Source organism: Microcoleus sp. Pol7_B2, from assembly GCF_036701035.1.
In the GTDB taxonomy this organism is placed as follows: Bacteria; Cyanobacteriota; Cyanobacteriia; order Cyanobacteriales; family Microcoleaceae; genus Microcoleus.
The window spans coordinates 31,414-52,076 of the sequence record NZ_JAUBQB010000009.1 but is presented as its reverse complement, the minus strand read 5'-3'; the positions used below and the strand labels follow the sequence as shown (position 1 = coordinate 52,076).

Below are 20,663 nucleotides of genomic sequence, written 5' to 3'. Positions count from 1 at the left end.
CCTAATTGTCTGAAGCCTTAAAATTCTATAGCAATAGTTTTAGCTATTTATCAGTAGGTAATTTTATCCTGACAAGTGTAACTATGTAACTATGTAACTGTAACTCAACTAACTTTAACACCATTGGATCTTTATTTCCTCCGGGTCTATCAATTAACTAGATTGACCGATCGCTCTCAACGATTAGTTAAAATTTTACAGTTACACGGTTACACAGTTACAAAATAGCTGAACCCCTTGATAGATAAAGGATTCAGCTTGGAACTCAACCGTAACTGAGCAATTACCTAGTTACAGCCACAGGTACTCGCCAGTATTTACCCGGCTTACCGTTGACCCTGCTAGTTTGAGTGGGTTTTTCTAAGCCTAAACCTGTCAGAATATTAGTAATCCTTTCTTCATCTTTTCTAGTCCAAGACTTAGGTTCTTTTCCTATAGCCTGTGTTAAGACATCGCTCAAAACAAAAGGCTCTTGTTGTTTCTCTACCCAATCAGCTACTATATCTTCCCACATATCATTTGCTTCATATTTTTTATTTACGGCATTAAGCATTTCTTGCTCAGTTTCATTTAAGTAGATAGGATAATTATCTTTGTAGGCTTTAACAGCACTAGCCCAAATCAAATCTCTATTTTCTTTTACCCAGTCAATATCTATTTTCTCGTTTACATCTATGCACCAAAATCTTCTATTACCTGTAGGATCAACTAAAAACTTATCTTTATTCGTTGTACCTACCAGAATAAACTGTCGATGTAGTGTAATCGGTCTACTATCATAGGGTTTACGAAGAGTGTCGCTTTGCTGAGTAATAAAAGCTTTTAACTTACCCATCTTACTCGCAGTCAGAGTCTCTTCACACTCTCCTAGCTCAATAATCCACTTACTATGACAAACCATTATCTCATCTTTATTAGAAGCTTGCAAAGACATAGAAGTAAATAAATCTTCTCCCGCTAATTCCCTGAAGAAAGAAGTCTTATAAAAGCCTTGAGAACCTTTAAGTATAAGTACAGTATCAAATTTAGTACCAGGCTTTAACGCTCTCGCTACTGCACCTACTAAAGTCTTAGGTAAAAATAATCCTTCTAAGGAATCAGGGTCAATATGTAGGACTTTCTCATTAAGCTCTCTAAAAACATCTTTGTAGTCTATATCTGGAAACTTAGACTCGCATTCACTTAAGTAATCCTCTAAGGGAGAGAAGAGATTTTTACTAGCGTAGATGTGGGCTAGTTCATTGATATACTTATCATTTTCTAGGACTGTATTATGGTGGAGAGAAACCTGATGCCTAAACTTAGGTAAGTCAAATAGTTCTCCATCCAAGTAAATATCCTTGGTGACTTTGTTAAGCTTTAACCGCTCAGCAAAGTTATTAGCAATAATTGCTTCGGTTTCTTGGTAGTTAGTCATACAAAATAGTCAAAAATATAGAGAAAATCATCATATAAACACCCCTAAAATGTTCTAACGGAGATTGCCATAGCAAAATCGCTAGAAACCGAGAATCTCTAAGTTCTTGCTTGTAAGACAAGAAAATAAGAGACTCTTAAATTGTCAAAGTTCAGTGTTTACCTATTACTAATTATAGAAAGTCGTTAATTGAATCGACAGAGTAAGTAAGGTAAAAATAACCGTATCTCATGTTCCGTAAACCGTACCAACGCACATCAATGAAAAGGATAGAAGTTTTTCGCCTCTATCCTCTTAATTTTCTGTTTTATTTACGAGACTTACAACTCAGGTAATGTTAAATCCTTCTTAGCTGCTAGGTAGTGGTCGAGAATAACTTGAGGACTATTGCCTACCAGTGCTGCTACGGTAGATGGATCATAACCATCCCGAATTAAGCGAGTGATGAATGAGTGCCGAAGATTATAACAGGGTAGGTATTGGCTAATTTTTCCAGACTGGTACAGTTTGATTACTACAGGACGCCATTGCCGATTGAGAAAATTATCTTGATTAAGATATCCTCCCTCTACACTAGGAAAGACTAAATTATTTTCATTTTGACGTTTAGGAATGCGTCTTAAGAGGCTAAGAAGTTGGTCATTGCAAGGGAAAATTCGAGTATTGTAGGTTTTAGTATCCTTTAACTCTCCCTTTGAGTAGGCTTTGCTAACCACTATCACAGTCTTCCCCTTTCTTTCTTTGATATCATTCCAATTGAGAGCTATTGCTTCCTCTGGTCTGAAACCTGTTAAAGCTAGAAACTCTACATAACCAGAGTAGTAGGAATGAGAGTAAGCACTAGCAGGTGAACAGAATTCATTACTTGAGAATGACTGAATAATGCTTTTAACTTCTTCAGGCTCAAAGCATTCTTTAGAACGTTTACTTTTTTGTCCTTTAGGCAGTTGCTTTTTGAGATTGTGATAGGGATTATCACTGATTAACTTAGTTTCAACAGACCAGTTGCAGGCAGCATTGATGTTAGCAATTGCTTTTTTTAGGGTGCTGGAACTGTAATGCTCCAATAATTCCTGCAATAGTAAGTGAGGATTGTCCAGGTCAAGAGCTTCACTGGAAACTTTAGCTAAGCACCTCTCTACTTCTTTCCAGTCTTTTTTTTGAGTTGTTTTAGCTACTCGCTGTAGATTGGCTTCCTTGTAGTGTTCCCAAACATCAGCTAGATTAAGCTTAGTTACCCGTTGTACAGGTGCTAGTGCTTGTGCGTGTTTAGGAGAATATTTAGCTAGACTCTCATCGAAGCGTTCCATTAGGATATCGCTGTTGATTTCTTGAGCCTTAGCACTGGCTACCTTGAGAGTAGTATCAGTATCAGCTTTACCGACGGTTATCACGTAACGCTGACCATTGAACCGCCAGCGAATACGATAGCTACCTTGGAATCGCTCTACCGACACCTTACCGTACTTAGCTACTACACCATCTTTAGTGTTATCCTGGTTGATGAACATGATTTTGGGTATGGGTAAATTTCATACCCGCCTCATACCCAGTTTCTTGGACAGAGGGTATCTAGTAAAGCTTCCAGGCGTTGGTTTACCTCAAAAGTAGTTAAAGCTACCTGATTTGTAATCAGCCTGTCGCAGGTTCAAATCCTGTCACCAGCTTTATTAGTATAATTTTGATAGATATAACTAGCTACAAATCACAAGCTCTATGTTGACTATCGAGCAAATTGAAGCCGCTATCCTGGATCTACCACCAGATAAGTTTCATCAACTTTTGGAATGGTTTTTTGAGTTGGATTATCGGCGTTGGGACGTGCAGTTAGAACTAGATATTGCTGGCGGTAAGTTGGAAGATTTAGCCCAGGAGGCACTCGCAGATTTTGAGGCGGGGCGCTATCGGGAAATTTGATGCACTACACGACTCGTCGATTTTGGGAATGCTACAACGCTTTACCTGAAACCGTAAAGCTTTCAGCCGATCGATGTTACGAATTACTCAAAGCCGATCCAACTCATCCATCGCTGCATTTCAAAAAAGTCGGCAAGTATTGGTCAGTCAGAGCCGGACAAGACTACCGAGCTTTGCGTATAGGGATTGAGCAGGGTATTTTGTGGTTTTGGATCGGCGCGCACGCAGATTACGATCGGCTTATTGGCTAACAGTAACATCAATTTTACCTAACGCAGCGCAGGCTTTTTTCAACCATTCAATTGTTGCTGCATCAAGTACGGGTTCCAGTTTCTCGACTACAGCAGCATGATAATTATTCAACCATGCTAGTTGAGTCTTTGAGAGTCGATCGACATTTATCAATTTGCGCTCAAACGGAATATACGTCAGCGATTCAAATCCGTACCAAACGGAACCTTTTTTTGACGGCATTTCCCTGACAACATAGAGATTTTCGATGCGAATTCCGCCCCATCCCGGTTCGTAATATCCCGGTTCAATGCTAGTTACCATTCCCGCTTCTAGGGGATATTGTACCGATTTGCTGATGCCGTTTGGCCCTTCGTGACCGGCTAAAAACGCGCCGACTCCGTGCCCGGTGCCATGTCCGTAGTCTAGCTGTTCTTGCCATAATACCGCACGGGCGATCGCATCTAATTGCGCTCCCGTTGTTCCTTTGGGGAATTGCTGCATTGCACAGTTGATGTGCGCGATTAAAACTGTTGTGTAGTGTTCTATTTGTAGCGCCGTCGGTTCTCCGATACTTATTGTTCTCGTATCGTCCGTTGTACCTGCTAAATATTGCGCGCCTGAGTCAAGCAGCAGCAATTCTCCGGGTTTTAAGGTGACTTCTGGGCTGGGAGTTCCGTAATGTACGATCGAGCTATTGGCTCCCGCACCTGCGATCGTTCTAAAAGTTAAAGTCTGAAAATCCGTTTCTTCCTGGTAAAATCTTTCGATGCTTTGTTTGACATCAAACTCCGTCAAGGTCTTACCATTTTCTATCTGTTCAGTCAACCACTTTAAAGTCAAAGTTTTCGCTCGACTTGCTTTGAAATTGGCTGATTTCATCTGCTCGATTTCAACCGGATTTTTGCGAGCTTTCATCCCTTCTACCGGATGCGCCTCAAAAACTATTTCGATGTTGTAAAACTGCGATTCTTGATGGTTTAATATTAACTGGTACGTACCTGCTGTGCTGTGTTTGGGGTCTAAAAGTACCCGAACTTTATGTGGCAAATTTACGCAAGTTTCTAATGTATGCGGATAGTCTGCGTAGGGAAGTAAAGTTACATCCGCCCGCAATTCTTGCTTGATTTCTAGCGAAATTCGTTCGGTATTTGTAAACAAAAACGCTGAATCAGTGGTGACAATGGCATAGGATATGAAAATGGGAATGTGGGGAATATCCGAGCCTCGGAGATTGAACAGCCACGCTATTTGATTCAGGTTGGTAATCGGAAGCACATCTATATTGGCTTTGTGCATCGCTTCCCTGACTCTGGCTAATTTTTCGGCGGCGGTTTCTCCGGTCAGGGATACAGGTAAACTAAATATGGGTTCTGCATCAATCGCGGGTAAAGTCTCTGCTGTTTGCCAAGGAGTTTGCGATCGCACTTTGTCTGTCAAATTCTCCCGGATCGGTATGAGCTCAATCTCTGCATTCGCGAATTTTTTCACCCAATTTTGATATTGCTCTGTCGCTACTGTAAACGGGTCAAAACCCATGCGAATTTTAGTTGATTTTTCTGCCGATTCTACAGCAAGTTTTTCTAAAGTTTCAATTAATGTTAAATTTCCTTCTAAGCCGAGTTTCGATATTTGAATAATTCCAGTATCTACTTGCAATTCGGCTTGTTCGTAATAGCGGGAATCCACAAACAACCAAGCGCAATCTTTCCCAACCAACAAATCACCGGCGGAACCCGTAAAACCGCACATCCAAGCTCGTCGTTGCTTGGCTGCTGGAACTGATAAATTTAAATGTTCGTCAACCGCTGGGATGTAATAGCAATCTAATTCATAATCTGCCATCAAATCGCGCAAGTCTGCCAGTCTTGCAGCGGAGGTATCTTGGATATTTGTATTGGCTTTTAAATTAGTGGCAACCATGTTTAATCTTCCTATTTTACTTGTTTAAAATTGTCTTCAAACCTTTAACTAATCTCCTAATACCTGCGGTGGCGGTTGCTTTTTCCAAAGCACCGTAAGCAACCCGCAAATAGCAGCCGTTATCCATGCCGAAGGTTGTACCGGGAAGCACTGCTACGTGATATTCGCGAATTAATTTTTCTACTAATTCCATTGTATCGATTTCAGTATCAACTTTCAAGAAAAAGTAAAATGCTCCGGCGGCTGGGGAAATTGTACACAAATTTTGGATGGTATTGAGTTCGTCTAATACGAGTTGTCGCACAGATGCGATCGCCCTTACATAATTATCGCAGTAACCTCTACCAACTTGCAAAGCTCCCAAGGCTGCATACTGAGAAATTACGGGCGGACAAATTAAGATTGTATCTTGAATCTTTCTCACTGAAACGAGCAAGTGTTCTGGGATTACCATATACCCGATCCGCCAACTCGCAAAACCGTAGGCTTTGGAAAGGCTAAACAGAGAAATTGTATGTTCGCTGCTGTGGGAAAAAGCGGCGGGCGAACAGTGTTTGACGCCGTTATAAGTAAAATATTCATAAGCTTCATCGCTGATGTGATAGATGTTGTGCTGGCGACAAATTTCGTTAACTTCCCGCAGTGCTTCGGAAGGATAAACAACACCAGTGGGGTTATTTGGGGAAATGGTAACTATGGCTCGCGTTTTGTCGGTAATTGCTTTTTTTATAGCATCGATATTAAGTTGATAATTGGCGTCAGTTTCTACTATCACAGGTCGGCAACTTGCCATAATTGCCGCCATTTCGTGGTTGAAGTAATAAGGTGATTGGATAATAACTTCGTCTCCCGCCGAAGTGATAGCGAGAATGGCGTTGGTAAATCCCATATTGCTACCAGCGGTAACGACAATGCAGTTTTTGCTATTAATTTCTATGTCGTTATCTGTTTTTAGTTTAGCTGCGATAGCATCTTGTAATTGTGGAATTCCTTCCACGGCTTTGTATTTGTGATTGTCGGGATTTGAAAAAAATTCGGGAATTTTTTCAAATGATTCTTGTGGCGGATTGTAGTAAACTACGCCTTGTCCTAAAGATATTGTTCCCGGATTTTGGCGGATCAGTTCGCCAACTACTGGAATTATTGGCGACTGTACCGATTGCATTCGATTCGGGTAATTTTTCATCATATATTATAGGTAATTGTAGTGGCAGGTTTAGTGATAATGTACGTCCTTAAGCAAGTTTACTATTTCACGCACGCGCCTCTCACTTCAGGATCTATGTACTTCTATTTTAGAACCTTGGGGGGATTTAGAAACTTTAACTTGTGCGGGCAATCTTTCGCCCAATTCTCGAACGTGGGTAATCACTCCAATCAGCCTTTCTCGCTGTCGCAAAGATTCTAAAATTTGAGTAACGCTTTCGAGAGTTTCGGTATCTAAAGTACCAAATCCTTCATCGAGAAATAAGCTGCCCAAGTGAGATCCTTGAGACAGCTTTTCTGACAAAGCTAAAGCCATTGATAAGGAAGTGGCAAAGGTTTCGCCACCGGAAAGAGTACGCACTCGTCTAGCTTCGCCGCCGTTCCAATTATCTGCTACCCAGTATTCGCCGTCTTGGTTTATTAGTTTGTAGCGATTTTCGGTTAATTCTTGCAAAATTAAGGTGGCGCTGCCGACTAATTCTGCTTCTAAATGTTCTAAAATGTATGATTGAAATTCGTTGGATTTGAGGTTCTGCGCTAAGGTGTGATAAGTTTGCTCTTGTTCGGTGAAATTTGTGATTTGCTGTGACATTCTGTCGGCTTGTTCGAGATTTTGAGCTGCTACTTGAATCCAAGCTAACAGTTCGGCGCGGTTGTTGTTGGCTTGTTTGAGGTTTTCTTGGGCGGTATGTTTTGCCGATCGCACTTGTGCTAAAGTATTCTCATCGGTAGTTCTGCCTGCGATCGCCTCGCTCAAATCTTTCGCCCGCGTCTCTAACTGAATTTTTGATTCGCGGTGAGAGCGAATAGCATTTTCCCATTCTGATTGTTCCTTAACTGTCGCCACCGCTGCTAAAAATGTCTCTTCTGTGAAATCAACCGCTGTTAATTTTGCTCCCCAATCCAGGTTTAACTGCTGTTTCTGGGCTTGGGCTTGTCCAAAAGCTTCTCCCGCTTGTTGCTCTCTCTCTGCGGCTTGAATAACCTTATTTTGAGCAGTTTGATAGGATTTTTCGGCAACTTTCAGCAGATTTGCCAAGTCTTGCTTGTCTTGTTCTAAGACTTTTGCTAAATTAGCATAAGGTTGATATTCGGTAATTTGATAAAGCGCATTTACACAACTTTGCAACTGCTGCTGGCGGCGGTCTGATTCGGCGATCGCATCTTGATATTCCTGCTGTTTAGCTGCTCGATTCGCTACCGCAAGATTAAATCTTTCCTGAAAATTATCATATTCCAATGATGCCAGTTGGAACTGCTGTTCGGTTTCGCGGTATTGGCGATCGCTCTCTTTAAGGATTGCCAACTCCTGTTGCAACCCCAAGCTTTCCCAATCAGGAGTCTCCAGAACTTGAGTGATTTCCTGCTGCAATTCGGCAACTTTATTCGCGGTTAATTGCAACATTTGAGCAATTTCCGACTCTTTTTGCAGGCAGGCTGAAACTGCACTTTTTCCCTCAGCCGCCAACCTTTGAGCATTTTGAAAAACCTGATTTGCTGCCGCCAATTTCTGCCGCAAACCAGCGACATCGACAATATTAGAATTCGGCAAAGGAGGGAGGCTCTCGCTCTCAGGATGCACCCCCCCGCACACCGGGCAAGTATCGCCAGAATTCAGCGACATTCTGATAGCAGCAACACTCTCTAAACGTGCCGCTTCCGCATTAGCTGTTTCCGCCGCTTCTAACTCGCGGGCGCACTCTTTTAGCCTGAGTTCAACTGCTTCTAAATTAGCGGTAACCTCCACATAATTTTGTTGAGCGCTTTCCTTCTCTGCTAGAGATTTATCCAACTGTTGTTGCTGAGTCTTTTGCTGCTTGGTAATTAGGTGAATTTCCATCAATAAGGGTGAAATTTGCTGCAATTGCTCTAAACGCTTTCCTCCCTGCGAATACTGTGCGAGCTGTGCCGCTGCTTGAGTAACTCGAAAACCCGCGCCTTGAATTTTAGTATTAGCAGCTTGCAGGTCTTTATCTGCTGCCATAAAAAAGCGGAGTTTTTCCTGTTGAATTTTTTGGGCAAGCGCAACTTCTTTTTCTAATTGAGCGCGCTGTTCTTCATATACTTTAGCAGCAGCTAGAGCATCTTCGCGAGCCTTAATTTGTGGCGCTAGCACCTCTTCTTTGGCTTTTGCCGCGTCAAGTTGCTGCTGCTCTACTGCCAGCTCAGAGCGAGCTTGAATTAACTGCTTTCGCGCTGCCACCGAGGCACTTTCGGCAGTTTCATACTGACTGCGAGCCGATCGCACTAAAGCCCAATCTCCCTGTAAATGATTGGCAGCTTGCGCTCTTTCTAAACGCTGTGCTAAAATTGCAACCTCAGCAGAATTAGCATTTAATTTAGCAAGTTCTTGTTGCAGCTCTTGCCAGCGAGCGATTTGCGAAAATAGCTGTTCCTCTTCATCTAGAGCCTTCTGAGCTTTCATGACAGCGCGCTCGAACTCAGGCAACTGCTGCTCTAAAATCAAAAGTTGCGATCGTCTTTGAGCCACCTCATCAGCCGTCGGCGCACTCAAATCCGCTAGCTGCCTTTCCACCATTTCCCGTTCTTGTTTCAGCAACTTTGCGAGTTCATTTGTTTCCTTCCGCATCTGCTCAAAAATCTCAAATCCCGCTAGCTGACGCAAAATTTCCCGACGTTTTGATGTATCCCCTTTAATAAACTCATCAAACTTGCCTTGAGGCAGAACAATTGCTCGCGTAAAAGTATCAAAATCCATTCCTAAAATCTGTTCAATCGTATTTTGAACAGCAACGATACTCGTCCCCAAAGTTTCCCATTGACCATTTTGCCAGTTGTCCAAAATCACCTTATTTTCCGGAGATTTGGGACGAAAACGCCACCTTCGCGTCACCCGATACTGTGCCGAACCCACAGCAAAACGCAACTGCACTTTTAAATTTTCGCTGCCTTGACTCGCCAAATCACTTACTTGTTTGCCGCTGCGAGTAGTAGTGCCAAAAAGAGCGTAAGTCATGGCATCTAACAGTGAAGATTTGCCCGCACCTGTAGCACCCGTAATTGCAAACAAATCGAGTTGAGAAAAATCTAAACGCTGTTCGCGGTGGAAGCTGGTAAATCCTTCGAGAATAAGTTCGAGTGGACGCATACTGATTTTAGATTTTAGATGGTGGATTTATATTACTCTTTACCAGGCTCTGCCTGGTAACGCATATCGAGAGGCTCTGGCTCCAATTTTCCTATTTAAGCGCCAGGCAGAGCCTCTGGATATTTCCAGACTGAGCCTGGAATTTAAAATAAGGGGGAGGGACAAGAGTATTTAATTGTTAACTGTTTCCTTAAACTTCTTGTACAAGTTTTGAAATTCCTCCAATACTGCCGGTTTCGGTGTCGTTCCCAAGCGGTTTTGATAATAGTTGCAAAACTCTGCTGCCGGATCGAAATTATTGGGATCGATATTAGTTATTTCTGTTGCTTCTAGCGCTGCATCTGGATAGCGCGGTTCAATTAACAGCGCTTGAGAACAAATTTGGCGCACTCGATCGGCAAGTCCGATTTGCGGACTGTCCAGTTCGACAATTACTTTCAAGAAACCCGGATGATACTGATGAGCTTCTAAAGTTTCATCGAGATTGTCGTTATGACATTTAAGCACTTTTAACGGCTTGTGGCAAGCCACAGGCTTAAATTCCACCTTTGCCGGACTTCCCGGCTCAACTTCTATCAAGCAAAATCCTTTTTCCTGTTCCGCTTCTCCAAAATCTAACTGAATCAAAGAACCCGAATAATAAGCGGGAGAAGTCTCAGAAATCCGCTGGTGAATGTGGATGTGTCCGAGGGCGACATACTGAGCTTCCGGCGGCAGAGTTTGCGATGAGAGCAGGTATTTTTCTCGCGTGTAATAAGCGACTTCGGATTTTGCCAATCGAGCGCCGTCAATGCTCATGTGTCCCATGAGAATATTGACAGTATTGTCTCTAAAATCCCTGGTTAAATCTTCGAGTAAATATGCTACTATTTCGCGGTAATCTCTTCGGCGATCGGCATCGCCAGACTGCCAGAGAGAATTAGCATCTAACAGTCTTTGTTCGGAAGCAAAAGGCATCGCTCCCACGCAAAGTTTACCGCTTTTTGTATTGAGAGTAATTGTGCCGCCGTCTGCAGAAAGCCTGGGTTTGCCTAAAGCGCGAACACCGGCGAGGGAAAGCAATTGCGCGATGCTGTCGATGCGGGATGCCGAATCGTGATTACCGGCGATCGCAATTGCGGGAATTCCTGCGGCTTGGAGTTCGCAGAAAAAGTTATAAGCAATGCGTTCGGCGTAAGCGGGAGGGTTGGGCACGTCGAAAATGTCACCGGCAACGAGCACAGCATCGACATCCAAGGCTTTTGCTTGCTTCAAAATCTGTTCGAGGGCGATCGCAATTTCAAAAGTGCGATCGATCCCTCGAAAACGTCGCCCTAAATGCCAGTCAGCAGTATGAATTATTCGCATAGTACGAGGAGTTTTTTGTTTATTTTAATACTTTGTGCGATAGCTGCTATACGAATTGATTCCTTCTGCAGCTGTTATACTCACTCCGACGGCCGATTAACTCGAATCAGTAGACTTCTCAGTGTTTCTAGATTAGAAATAGCTTCATTAATGCGTACAGCCAGCCGTTCCCAGTTTTGGTCGTTTGTGCAGACAATTATGCCCGTATGGTCAGAGTTAAACCTATGCAGTCGAATAAAATCAGGTCTATTTAATGTCAATACTGCACGATTATTGCTAATAGCAAAATCTAGAACTTCTTCATCCGGAATCTTTTGGTTAGCCTTCCCCGCTTCTTGAACTGTCAGGACATCATGGCCCAAATTACGCAGTAATTTTACAACAGGAAACGGGTATTGTTCATCTGCATAAAGACGCGCCACAGTTTATGCCTCTTCTTGTTCTCGAATTGCTCTTTCAATCTCATCAGGATATGCCTCAGCATAACTAAAAGCATTCACCAAATCTGCGGCACTCAGATCGGGATGACCTTCTAAAATATGAGCATCGGTGGCACTTTGACGGCGATAACTTACCAAAAGCCAAACAGGAATCCGAGTTTTTCGGATACAGGCTTCTCCGCCCATGACACCGGGAGTCTTTTTAATTCCCGGCCAAAAGTTGCTTAAACTTTGGGCTAGGAATTGTATAGCTTGAGCCTTTTCTTCGGGAGTTAAAGCCAAAAGTTGCGGTTGCAATTCTTTGAGTGTCATCTTCGTAGTAACTGAAGTCATAAATATCAATTTTTGTCGTCCTAGAGGTATTCTAGCACTATTATACTCACAACTTCTCTTCCACAGGCTTCACATCGTGAAACCGAGTATAATCAACCACCCGCCCTCCCGTCGCCGATTTCAAAAGAATATCTACAAATCGCATATTCCACATAATTTCAGATGCTACAAAAGAATGTCGCGCGTTAATTGTTTGCGAAACTGTTTCGTCAATTCCTGTTAACGTAATTACAATTTCCGCTTGCTGTTCCATCAAGTCTTGGGCAGTAAGTTGGTACAAAGGACTGCTCTCCTCAATTGCGTGCATAACCGTCCAAGTTAAGGCAAAAACCGGAGAGTGACTTCGCACTAATTGCAAATCGTAAAAACGCCGCATAAATTCTCCTTCCGCTGTTACCTCGTTGCGGATCAAAGTAGCTCGCTGCTGCGCTTCTAAAATTTGGTTAAAACGCTGATTTGCAGTGCGGTACATCAGAGTCGGAACACCGTTGAAAGGAGCGATCACAGCTACCCGGCTGAAGATAACTCTAGCTGTTGGTCTGGAAAATCTCGAAAAAGCCAGTCCCGTCACCATCGCCACTCCCCACAAACCAAAAAGCGCTTGGATCGCGACTATAGTATTAGCGTAATCCGTGCGCGGATACATAGAGCCGTAGCCGATCGTCGCCATTGTTTGCACGCTGAAATAAAAGGCATCTGGGAAAGAACCCGGCCGCGCGTTAGCAATGCAATCTCCTCCCGCCAAGTAAGCTAAGGCAAATAAAGAATTTGTGACTGTATAGGAGAGACAAATCAGGATGAAAAATCGCGGCCAAGAAAGAGTTAGCAGCCTGTGGTAGAGGTCGGCAAAATGCAGGCGAGGTACTCCCAACTTGACAATATTTAAGGGGAACTGTCCTTGGCGACTGACTAAACGAGCCTGTGGCTGGTGGTTGCGGTTGATTTTCATTGCGATTTGTAACTGCGGCTGTTTCAATTTGTAACTATTGCTTTGACCGGGAAAACTTATCCTTTAGACTGATGTCTGATTCCAAAAATTCGGATAAAAGCGGAGTTTAGAAATGGTTGAGCTTAACTGGCATGACTATCTCGTTATGGTTTCTTTTGTGGCTTCTATTGCGGGTCTAGTCCTGCTGGCTGATAATCGCAACTCGCAGCCAACGGACGATCGCACTTTGAGCGAAGAAATCCTAATCAAGATGAGCTTTACTTACTGGATAGTGTACTGCATCTCTTTTTTCGGGCTGAAACTTCACCTACCAGAGGATAGCTGGTTATTGCTCAGTTTGAAGCTGACTACTGTTCTTTCTTACTTGTTGACTGCTTCTAGCATACTCAGCCTGCCGCTGCAACGCATGGCTGTCCGACGAGTGGAAGATTAAAAAAAGTGTTTGTAGTGAGGACTTCAGTTCTTTCGATCGCGGTGAAGAAAAACTAAAGTCCTGACTGCAAAGCTATTTGAGTAATATTACCGGGCCATAAGCTCACAGCTAGCTGTGAGCTTGTTTAATGGTTTATTATCTGAGGCATGCAGACTAACGCGCCCAAAATGGCTAGGGTCGATCGCACTGGCACTTGAAATTGCCATTCTCTTCCTGCTTTCCCTTTGCTGTGGCAATCTCATCGAGTATCCCTTGGCAAAGCCGGCGCGTTAGCCCATAGCATGAGGTGGAGTTGGTGAGCAGCCTACACTGTATGCGATACCATAGCGTGTAGGAGTATGCCACGAACTTAGTTGCTTAGGATTTAAAGCCTTTAGAGCTTTTCTTTTTCTCCTGCGGTTTAGACTTTGACTTATTAACTTCGCCTAAAGCTTCCTGAAATAAGTTGTGCAGGTGCACGGGAACGCTGGCAATTTCCGGGAGTTCAGGTTCTAAAGGTTTTTTAAACTCTTGCAGCAAGGCATCTAAATCGCGATCGAGCTGAAAGTCTGTACGTTGCAATACAGTTTGCAAAATTTGTTCTAATTTCGCTGGATTAACTTTAGCTAACCGTTGCCAAATCCAGGCATTAATTGCAGGATCTTCGAGATAGTTACGCACCAGCTTTTCGTAACCGGGAACAGTTGAAAAGTCTTCAGCAGATAGCAGTGCAGTAAATTGAGCGTAAGTAGACAAAAAGGTTTGTCCCCAGCGAGGATGAGAAAGTGCTGTCACCTGTTCGGCTTTCTTGAAGCGATCGGGCAATTCGACTTTCGGCATTACCATTTTTGAACTAGCATTGCTGTCGAGCATTACCTCAACTGCGTTAGCATCGGCACCAGCCGCCGCGATTGCTGCTGCTTTGACTTCTTCTCGATCGACTCCGGCATCCTCAACGATATCCGCCAGAGATTTACTTCCATCAACGCCGATATCCGCTAGGCGTTTTTTAGTGATGAATTCCTGAAATTCAGCCAACTGTTTATTCAGGTGATACCCCGATAGCGTCAATTCATCACTACCAAAAAATTCGGTAAAATCTTCATGGTACTTTTCTACTGACTGCCAAGCTTGCTCTAACAATTCCGGGGCATCGCTGTACAGGTTCTTGTTGTGATTTTGCTTGAAATTGCCGATCGCCACCGCCAACTTCGGCTTACCCAATTTCCCCTTCAAAATGGGAGAGCTCGAAAGTATCCACCAGTCATCGGTAAGGGGAGAAATCCGAGCCAGCAAGATTTCTCCTAACTTAAAGCGAGACATCTCTGCAAGAAAATTAGGACTGTTGGGCTTGACAACGTAGTGCTTAGCCGTCAGCCAGTTCATCAGTTCAAACCTGTCGGGGGAAAGTTGAGTGATTTCAAATAAGCCAGTGAAGCTTCTGTGCTCCCAACTTTCGAGCAAGCTACGATCGCTCTGGGTTAAATCCGGCTGACTTTCGACAAATAGGTCGATCGGCGTTTTCTCTCCGACTTTACCTTCGATGGTAAAACTGTCAATCACTTGATTTTGCTGAGCAATATCGTAGCGCTCGCCGGTCGATCGAGCTGCAGCATAAGCTTCCAAAGCTACCGCCAACTCTCCCTCAGCATCCAGCACAAAGTCAATTAAATTTTGCTTGAGTGTCCAAGCTCTTTCCAACATTTCATCCACAAGTAATACCAATTTTGAATGAGAGGATTTAGATTAACAATTATCGGACTTGAAGCCACCGACACTTTACGAGCCGGCTGCGATTGAAGAAAGCGCATCGCGAAAAATGACAGAAATATGCGATCGATGCCTCAGTCGTGAATAAGTTTAATTTTAAGGCTAATAGTCAAAAAAAAATGTTAATCTCAAACGGAAGCATCCCGATTTTGTAAAAAGCATTTTTTAGGAGTGCGATCGTCCCGCACAACCAAGCCTCTACGTCTCTAGCGAGTTATCACAGCGAACAGTCCTGTGAAATAAAAATCGTGTTGAAAAATGCGATTTCAAGGGATCATAAAAATACCCTCTCCGATGTAGAGAGGGGCTGAAAATCCCCAAAAACTTCGCTAAACTCGCGTTAAAAACTGTGCCATCTATCAACAACAGTCCAGAACGCAGCAGCCGGGTTTTTTTTGATCAAACACTTCTCTCCATTCCGGTACCCGGCTAAAAATAACCGGAACGCTTGAGTTTGTGTGTCTCCAAGACTGAGAAATACTTGGCGTAAGCCCTTAGCGGCCGTCTTTGTCAATGTCACCAGGAACAGCGCGTTCCACCCGATCCCAAGCGTCGCGCGTGGCGTGCTTAGCTTTTTCCCAAGTCACATTAGACTTACCGCGATTTGTTTCGTAGTCGCGCTGCAAATCCGGTTCAATCTCGTGGTATTTCTTACCAGTAGCGCCATAGCGGCTGTATCCCTCATAACCGGTGCGGTATGCAGGCTGATAGTCTTCGTAAGTCGCGCTCGTGTCCACGTAAGGACGCGAACTGTAGTTGCTTTGCCAGTAAGCATCTTCTACCGTGGGGTCGATCGCCTCGGCCACACCTTTGCCCACCAAACCGCCGCTAAACGAACCCACAACAGCGCCGACAACTGCTCCTACAGGCCCGCCGATGGCACCGCCGATCGCAGCACCCGCAGCACCCGCACTCGCCGCACCAATACCGGTTCCTACTGGATGAGCCCCTTTTTCGCCGGAAATCGGGTCTAGGTTAGCATCAGGTTCATGTACCGTTTTTTTGTCATCGCTCATGATATTTTTTTCCTTTTATCTAAATGTAACTATTATTAAATTTACCTTTTAAATTCATATCTATTCATCTGCCTTAAGGCTGAAGCTGCTAGCTTCAAAAGGAGGGAAAGGATAAAATACTTCTCGACTCACAAACGAGTTTTACACGCTACTTTCAAGCGATAAGGTGCGCCGAGGCGCACCCTAGATAATTATCTTCAAGTAAGTTCTGACAGTGGCTTCATTGTCTACTCACTGAAGCTGTCTATTTACCAGCAACTTGAGTTAGATATAAATCTCTTGATTTATTAGTTGCCCGTGACTTTTTCGATCAAATCTTCAGCTTTTTGAACTATTCCTTCTTGCGGGTGTTCTCCCTTGTACTCCTTTAAGCTTTCGTCGTAAGCTTTCTCGACCTTTGCAGGATTTTGAGAGGTTTTGACTATTTCTTCGTAAGCTGCTTGGGGATTGAGATCCTCGAAACTTTCTGCGGGGTCAGTAATTCTAGCTTCTGGCTGCGCCTGACTCCTGTCTTGACCTGCGTAAGCAGCCTGACTGGGTACTATCGCTAGACTTAGCAAACCAATGAACGCCAAGGTACAGACCAGCAAAATGCTTTGGCTCAATGTTTGTCCTAGAGCTTTTAAAACCCGCTTCATATCAACTTCTCCTCGTATTTTTCCGCAAAAATTATGGTGTTTGTCGCCCCTTCACTGCGATCGCACATTGACTACCTTGGTTCAAGCGCAATCTTTGTCGCAGCTACAGCATCTAGAGCGAGCCAAAAGGGATGTTTCCCGTCATGTCCCATATCTTAAGCGCCTGCTTGTTACTATTACTTCTACCAAAAGATAGATTAGTTAGACAAGCGGAACTCATCTCCTATGAGGGGCGATCGCAATTCCTGCGAGGAACCCTATCTAGGGGTTTTCCCATCAATTACGAAGCCCCTGACTCTTCTCTTTCGGCCCGTGTTTCGCGTCTTAGCAGTTCGGGCAAAAATCCCATTTTCCAACATTTTAAAGTCCTATAAATAACCTAAGTAACTACAAAACCACCTGCTCTATGTCTAGTTTTCTGTTCTGCATAGCGCGTTCAAATAGCTCAGTAGAAAGAGCTTGTTCGACAGACCAAATGCCAGGTTTTTCCAGTTTACCTTCTAACATTAATTGAGCGATGCTGCCAGTACCAATGCCAGTAGCGACGGCAGCATTGGGGTGTATCGCTGTCGAGCAAACTTTAGCGGGTTGACCGTTTTTGAGACCAGTCACTTGCGATCGCACTGCCACGCCAACCCCACTAAAACTATTAGTAACACTGGTCATCCCATAACTGACGTAGGAGAGAAATTCAATCACGGAGTTATTTTTGAGCCAGCTAGCAGGCCAATACTTGGCAACAAACCAGGTAAGGTGATTGTAAAGGTCGGGAGACGTACCGAATTTAGTCACAACTGATTTGACGGGGAATGTTTCGGGCAAAGTGATTGCTTCCGGCATATCAAACCAGTAAACCCCTGTTTTGCCGTAGGGCGCGGGAAATTCAATTGTTTCGCGATCGCTGTAGGGTTTTACTTGGTGCCACTTGCGCTCTTCCCAAACCTCAAAAGGAGTTTGCAAGCCTAAAAAAGTAGTTCTCATGACGGTAACGCCAGCGCCGCCAGAACCTCCGACTACATAACTCAAATGGATGTGTTCTGCTTCATCTAATTGTTCCACATCTCGGCGCACCATGCTATTAGACACACCGGGGAAAATCCCCGTATTAATAATAGCCGTAATCCCAGCATTTTTAGCTGTTTCGCGCAATTCTAAAGCTCTGCGAGTAAAACTGCGGCTGTCGCTGACATCAGTATAATTAACACCTGCTTCTATGCAAGTTTTTAATACACTAGCGTCTCGGTAGTGAAAAGGTCCAGCACAGTGAACGACGAGGTTAGAGGATGAAACCGCTTGGTGCAGGGCTGCACTGTCTGCTAAATCTAAAGCTTGATACTGCACCCTATCCGGTGGCAATTCCGGCGTAATAGAGCCTTCAGGGTTGCGTCCGGTAATAGTAATTTCTGCATCGGTATGGGTAACAAGGTCTTGGGCAACGCTGCTGCCAATTCGTCCCCGCCCACCGACAATCAAAACTCGGTTTGCCATCGCTAAAAAAAGGGTAACGCCACTTCTCAGTTTCTCAACTTGGGGCCAGCGTTTTCATCCGCATAAAGTATGAATTAAGGAGAATGCGAGATGCTGGGGGATCGGCGGCGATCGCCCTGATTCGGAGAGGGGGAGCGACTTCTACCAGCGACTTGCCTGTTTTGCTAAATTAGAGGTTTGGCTGCAATACTAAGTTCAAAAATGCTTGCAGTGTTAACTTGTTCTTCTAATATTGAGAATTTTATCGATGGAATATGCTCTATGATAACAAAATATTTTAACAGATTTGATGAAACGCCCACCGTCGCCACCAAGCGCGAAAGATGCACAGGATTTACAAAGGGTATTGAGGGCGATCGCAAATCTTTTTCCCTTCACAGGGCATCAACCAGAAAAAAATATCGCACTCCCCCACTGATAAATCAATACAAACAAACGCAGATGGGAGTCATCTGCGTTAATCTGCGTTAATCTGCCTACAGTTCAAAAAATCTTACTTCTCATTACTCCGAAATACCGACTTACCCTTCGCTTTCAGAGTATTAGCCGCATCTGCGAAAGTCTGGGCGAAAGGCTGCTGCGAGTGCATGAAAACGCGAGCGGTATTGCGTCCCGGCATACCCGAAATCGAGCCGCCCGGATGCGTTCCCGCCCCCGTCAGAAACAAACCATCGATCGGCGTTTTGTAATTAGCCAACTCCGGCAGAGGACGGAAAAAGATCATCTGATCCAGGGTCATATCAACGTGATAATAATTCCCCTTCAAAGCCCCCAAACGTTCTCCCAATTCCGCCGGACTTTCCACGCGGCGGCCGATAATTGACTTCTTGATATTCGGTGCATATTCTGCCAATTTGTCAATACAGCGATCGGCAACTTTGTTTTTCAGCTCATCCGTCCACCCCGTACCGTGCTGGCCGGTTCCTTCAGCATTTTCGATCATGTAAGGAGCAAAAAATTCAATCCAAGCTGTATGATGTCCGGGGGGAGCCATTGACGGGTCTCGTACCGTCGGAAACACTACATACATCGATGGGTCAGAGTCGGGGATTCTGCCGATTGAAGGGTCGCTGTGAGAAATTTCAACGTGTCTCACCGAGTCTGCAATTAAAACCGAACCCATTAAATACTCGTCCCGATGATTCCAGCGATCGAACTTGGGCATTTCATTGAGAGCTAAGTCTATTTTGAGAATAGTCTCGTTGTTGTTAACAATTTTGCGCTCCAATCTTTCCCGCAAATCCGGGTCGGCACTGTCAACATCGCTGGAATCCATTAAGTGCAGAAATAAGCGCTTAGCATCAATATTAGAAATGACACCTTTTGTAGCGCGGTATTCCGTGCCGCCGGCAACTCGAACTCCCACAGCGCGACCGTCATCAACTAATATTTTCTCGACGTGCTGGTCGGTAAGTACCACACCTGAATAACTTTTGACTAAATTGAGCAGCGCTTGCACTAATGCACCCGTCCCTCCGCGCGGTCTTGCCATGCCGGGATTGTGCCTCATTGCTAGCATAATTGCGCCTACAGCCAGGGTTTTTTGCGAAGGAGGCGCGCCGAGTTCTGCGGCTAATCTTGCTAGGGGTGCTTTGATAAATTCCTCGTCAAACCACTCGTTGAGAAGGTCTTCAGCGCTGGTGAGCATCGTGCGAATAAAGTCCAGCGTTTTGTCGGGGGAACCGATGACTGACAATAAATCTTTGATCTTTGCAATATCGTAGTTGCCCAGAATATCTATGATGGATTTTGGTGGCGCATTAAACATCGGAACCATTGCACCTAAAGCCCGCTGCCAAAAGTCTGTATATTCGGCATATTTTTTAGCATCGCGCTCGTTGTAGCGGGCAATTTCTGCACAAGTTTTTTCTACGGATTTGTGCGCTAAGAAATATTTGCCATCGGGATGCGGACAAAAGGCCACTGGATCGCAGAAAAGATATTCTAAACCGTATTTTTCCAGTTCTAATTCTTCTACAACTGGCCCTAAATGGATAAACTCGTGGTCGATCGCGCACAAATTGAATTTAAAATCCGGCAATTCGGGAATCGCAGCTTCAGTAGTTGCCGCGCCCCCGGGAACCGAACGTTTTTCTAACAACAGGACGGTATATCCAGCTTTTAGGAGATAAGACGCACAGACCAGTCCGTTGTGACCGGCTCCGATGATAATCACATCATACGTTTGCATAGATAAAGCTCTGGGGATGGGAGATTTTGCTTATTTTACAAAAGTTAACAAGTTTGCGGTCTCTATCAATAGAAATAGATTCATTTTCAGGAAGCTGTTTTAACATCTTACAAAAGATGGAGCTTTTACCAAATGCTACTGTGCGATCGCCCTTATTTTTTCTTAAAATTACAGAGCGATCGCTCTTCTCCAATCGCGGCAAAATTGTACTCTATTGAGCCACATTTATCTGCATTCAATTAAAAACTTAAGAAACGAACTAAGAAGGAAGAAGGA

General features: G+C 44.1%; 18 protein-coding genes. 4 read left to right on the top strand and 14 right to left on the bottom strand.

Features of this window, described 5'->3' with window-relative positions:
- Positions 1-283 precede the first annotated feature (283 nt).
- The gene (locus QUA57_RS05650) at positions 284-1,417 is read right to left on the bottom strand and encodes a virulence-associated E family protein (protein ID WP_333059988.1); all 1,134 of its coding nucleotides are present in this window, start codon (positions 1,415-1,417) and stop codon (positions 284-286) included.
- Positions 1,418-1,737: 320 nt separating this feature from the next.
- Positions 1,738-2,928, bottom strand: coding sequence for a tyrosine-type recombinase/integrase (locus tag QUA57_RS05645; protein ID WP_333059989.1), 1,191 nt, complete (start codon positions 2,926-2,928; stop codon positions 1,738-1,740).
- Between the two features lie 205 nt (positions 2,929-3,133).
- Between QUA57_RS05645 and QUA57_RS05640 the strand changes: the two genes are divergently transcribed.
- Positions 3,134-3,334, top strand: a complete 201-nt coding sequence (locus QUA57_RS05640; RefSeq protein ID WP_333059990.1) for a hypothetical protein — start codon at positions 3,134-3,136, stop codon at positions 3,332-3,334.
- The gene (locus QUA57_RS05635) at positions 3,334-3,585 is read left to right on the top strand and encodes a hypothetical protein (protein WP_333059991.1); all 252 of its coding nucleotides are present in this window, start codon (positions 3,334-3,336) and stop codon (positions 3,583-3,585) included. Before QUA57_RS05640 ends, QUA57_RS05635 begins: the two co-directional genes overlap by 1 nt.
- Here QUA57_RS05635 and QUA57_RS05630 read toward each other — a convergent pair.
- The 7 genes from QUA57_RS05630 to QUA57_RS05600 all read right to left on the bottom strand — a co-directional run bounded on the left by QUA57_RS05630 (position 3,575) and on the right by QUA57_RS05600 (position 12,872).
- Positions 3,575-5,488, bottom strand: coding sequence for an aminopeptidase P family protein (locus QUA57_RS05630; RefSeq protein ID WP_333059992.1), 1,914 nt, complete (start codon positions 5,486-5,488; stop codon positions 3,575-3,577). The genes QUA57_RS05635 and QUA57_RS05630 overlap by 11 nt on opposite strands.
- Before the next feature lie 16 nt (positions 5,489-5,504).
- On the bottom strand, positions 5,505-6,677 hold the full coding sequence (locus QUA57_RS05625) for a pyridoxal phosphate-dependent aminotransferase (protein WP_333059993.1): 1,173 nt from the start codon (positions 6,675-6,677) through the stop codon (positions 5,505-5,507).
- 84 nt (positions 6,678-6,761) lie between these two features.
- Positions 6,762-9,803: an SMC family ATPase gene (locus QUA57_RS05620; RefSeq protein ID WP_333059994.1), complete on the bottom strand. Its 3,042-nt coding sequence runs from the start codon at positions 9,801-9,803 to the stop codon at positions 6,762-6,764.
- 171 nt (positions 9,804-9,974) lie between these two features.
- The gene (locus tag QUA57_RS05615; RefSeq protein ID WP_333059995.1) at positions 9,975-11,150 is read right to left on the bottom strand and encodes an exonuclease SbcCD subunit D; all 1,176 of its coding nucleotides are present in this window, start codon (positions 11,148-11,150) and stop codon (positions 9,975-9,977) included.
- Positions 11,151-11,230: 80 nt separating this feature from the next.
- On the bottom strand, positions 11,231-11,572 hold the full coding sequence (locus QUA57_RS05610) for a DUF5615 family PIN-like protein (RefSeq protein ID WP_333059996.1): 342 nt from the start codon (positions 11,570-11,572) through the stop codon (positions 11,231-11,233).
- A 3-nt stretch (positions 11,573-11,575) separates the two neighbouring features.
- Positions 11,576-11,902, bottom strand: coding sequence for a DUF433 domain-containing protein (locus QUA57_RS05605; RefSeq protein ID WP_333060029.1), 327 nt, complete (start codon positions 11,900-11,902; stop codon positions 11,576-11,578).
- A 67-nt stretch (positions 11,903-11,969) separates the two neighbouring features.
- Positions 11,970-12,872 (bottom strand): ion channel, encoded by a 903-nt coding sequence (locus QUA57_RS05600; RefSeq protein WP_333059998.1) that lies wholly within the window; start codon positions 12,870-12,872, stop codon positions 11,970-11,972.
- A gap of 112 nt (positions 12,873-12,984) precedes the next feature.
- Between QUA57_RS05600 and QUA57_RS05595 the strand changes: the two genes are divergently transcribed.
- Complete coding sequence (locus QUA57_RS05595) at positions 12,985-13,305, top strand: hypothetical protein (RefSeq protein ID WP_333059999.1); 321 nt, start codon at positions 12,985-12,987, stop codon at positions 13,303-13,305.
- 357 nt (positions 13,306-13,662) lie between these two features.
- Here QUA57_RS05595 and QUA57_RS05590 read toward each other — a convergent pair whose 3' ends face one another.
- The 4 genes from QUA57_RS05590 to QUA57_RS05575 form a co-directional block, all read right to left on the bottom strand.
- Entirely contained in the window at positions 13,663-14,997 is a 1,335-nt protein-coding gene (locus QUA57_RS05590; RefSeq protein WP_333060000.1) for a hypothetical protein, read from the bottom strand.
- Between the two features lie 551 nt (positions 14,998-15,548).
- Positions 15,549-16,070: a hypothetical protein gene (locus tag QUA57_RS05585; RefSeq protein WP_333039233.1), complete on the bottom strand. Its 522-nt coding sequence runs from the start codon at positions 16,068-16,070 to the stop codon at positions 15,549-15,551.
- Between the two features lie 287 nt (positions 16,071-16,357).
- Positions 16,358-16,708, bottom strand: coding sequence for a hypothetical protein (locus tag QUA57_RS05580; protein ID WP_333039234.1), 351 nt, complete (start codon positions 16,706-16,708; stop codon positions 16,358-16,360).
- A gap of 387 nt (positions 16,709-17,095) precedes the next feature.
- The gene (locus tag QUA57_RS05575; RefSeq protein ID WP_333039236.1) at positions 17,096-18,196 is read right to left on the bottom strand and encodes a saccharopine dehydrogenase NADP-binding domain-containing protein; all 1,101 of its coding nucleotides are present in this window, start codon (positions 18,194-18,196) and stop codon (positions 17,096-17,098) included.
- Between the two features lie 261 nt (positions 18,197-18,457).
- On the opposite strand from QUA57_RS05575, the gene QUA57_RS05570 reads away from it, so the two are divergent.
- Complete coding sequence (locus QUA57_RS05570) at positions 18,458-18,667, top strand: hypothetical protein (RefSeq protein WP_333060001.1); 210 nt, start codon at positions 18,458-18,460, stop codon at positions 18,665-18,667.
- Positions 18,668-18,689: 22 nt separating this feature from the next.
- Here the strand turns inward: QUA57_RS05570 and crtO are convergent, their stop codons facing one another.
- A complete protein-coding gene (crtO, locus tag QUA57_RS05565) occupies positions 18,690-20,387 on the bottom strand; it encodes a beta-carotene ketolase CrtO (RefSeq protein ID WP_333039240.1) in 1,698 nt (565 codons plus the stop codon).
- Positions 20,388-20,663: the final 276 nt, after the last annotated feature.